The organism is Mycobacterium sp. TH-M11, assembly GCF_057473725.1.
The window spans coordinates 1-1,534 of record NZ_JBYCLD010000528.1 but is presented as its reverse complement, the minus strand read 5'-3'; the positions used below and the strand labels follow the sequence as shown (position 1 = coordinate 1,534).

Sequence of the window (1,534 nt, the reverse complement as noted above, 5' to 3'; positions counted from 1 at the left end):
CGCCTGAGCGGTCACCGGTCAACATTGACACACGGTGCGCGCCCCTCGACACGGTCGACTCCAACACCGAAGATCACGGCAAATTAGAAACCGCTGCCGAGCCTCTGACACGGCTCGACCGCAAAGGGGGTAGATCACCGACTTGCGAGTAACCTCATGTCGTTCGGTCATTTCGGCGTTGGTCGCTGGCGAAACTTGCTGGTAGGAGCAATGATCGAGTCAGGGGTGTTATTTGAGACATCTGAGGTGATCCGCATAAGTCGGCCCAATGCACGGGCGGGCGGCAACGCCGATCGACGCCTCGGAAGCCCGACGCAGCTACAGCTGGCATTGTGCGTACCGCCAACGTGTCGACATCGTTGTGCAAGGGCCTGGCGGGCTTCACGCCACTTGCGAAACCCGCCGTTCAGTCTGCTGTCGAGTCGTGCCAGCGCTCGCCGAGCGCCTTGGCCGCTGTGGACACCTTCATCACGAGGCGGCGCTCGCGGTGCCGGACGGGAACGAAGTGGTAGTGCTCGTAAAACGACTGAGCTTGGTCATCTATCGCATCAACGACGACAAGCCGCCCTCCGCCGATCTCCGACGCGGCAACGGCTTTCCCCAGTGCGTCTAGGAGTAGCTGCTCGCCGTACCCTTGGCCATGCAGCGCTGCATCGATGGCCAGACGGGCAATCAAATATCCGGGTATGCGGGTATAGCCCCCAGCCATCGACCCCGACACGCCGTCGTCTTTCCGCACGATTTCGGTGGGGCAGATGGCGAAATAGGCGCAGACCTTCGGCTCTCCGTGCGGGGTCCATACGTAAACGTGCGCTACTCTGCTGCTGTCCGCGCGGCGAGCCTGTTCGATCAGCCAGCTATTCAGTGACTCATTGCCGCAGTCGAACCCTTCCAGCGTGTGCGCGTCGTCGAGCCGCGCGGACTCGAACATTGCTCAACGCCGTTTGAACGCCGCAGGCTTGCGTGCGGCTGCCGCAAGTCGTGGTGCAGCGTCGGCAGCATCGAGCGAGGACATCAGCTTGTCGAACTGTTCGGGCTCCATCACCGTTAACAGCTCTTGGCGCAGGATGTCCTCGGCACGTTGGATCGCGGCTTTCCGGACGAACTCCGAGGTCTGCTCATGCACGACGTTGGCGGCTAGCTGGATGCGGTCCAGGGTTGCCTCCTCCGCGCGAAGTTCGAAGCGCTTCGCTTTGACTGCCACGACAACATCTCCTTAACTGATCAGCTGTAGTGTACGGTACCTGTACGTACGTCTCTAGGGCAAACGATACCGGCCGCGAGTCAGCGCCAGGAGCGGGTTGTCGTCGGACTCGCGCAGTCCCCAGGCCGCGATCCTCGTCGAGATTGATAACGCGCGACACGTCAACCGCGACGCTGAACGACCTGCGCGCGGTTCGGTGTTCGATGGCCATCCGTGCAGACCACCTGTGACCTGTAGAAACGCACCGCCGGGTGCCGGGAGGCAAGTCGGTTCCGGTCGTTCCTGCCACCGCCCAAGTGGGGGTAGATTCCCGACTTGCGACCAAGGTTA

General features: G+C 62.0%; 2 protein-coding genes. Both read right to left on the bottom strand.

All coding sequences use genetic code 11. The features are described 5' to 3' along the window. Window positions 1-406: 406 nt before the first annotated feature. Window positions 407-931 carry a GNAT family N-acetyltransferase gene (locus AC2VOG_RS20095; RefSeq protein WP_407689297.1) on the bottom strand — a complete coding sequence of 175 codons (525 nt, stop codon included), beginning with the start codon at window positions 929-931 and terminating at the stop codon, window positions 407-409. Window positions 932-934: 3 nt separating this feature from the next. Further along, window positions 935-1,204, bottom strand: coding sequence for a type II toxin -antitoxin system TacA 1-like antitoxin (locus tag AC2VOG_RS20090; RefSeq protein ID WP_407689298.1), 270 nt, complete (start codon window positions 1,202-1,204; stop codon window positions 935-937). Window positions 1,205-1,534: the final 330 nt, after the last annotated feature.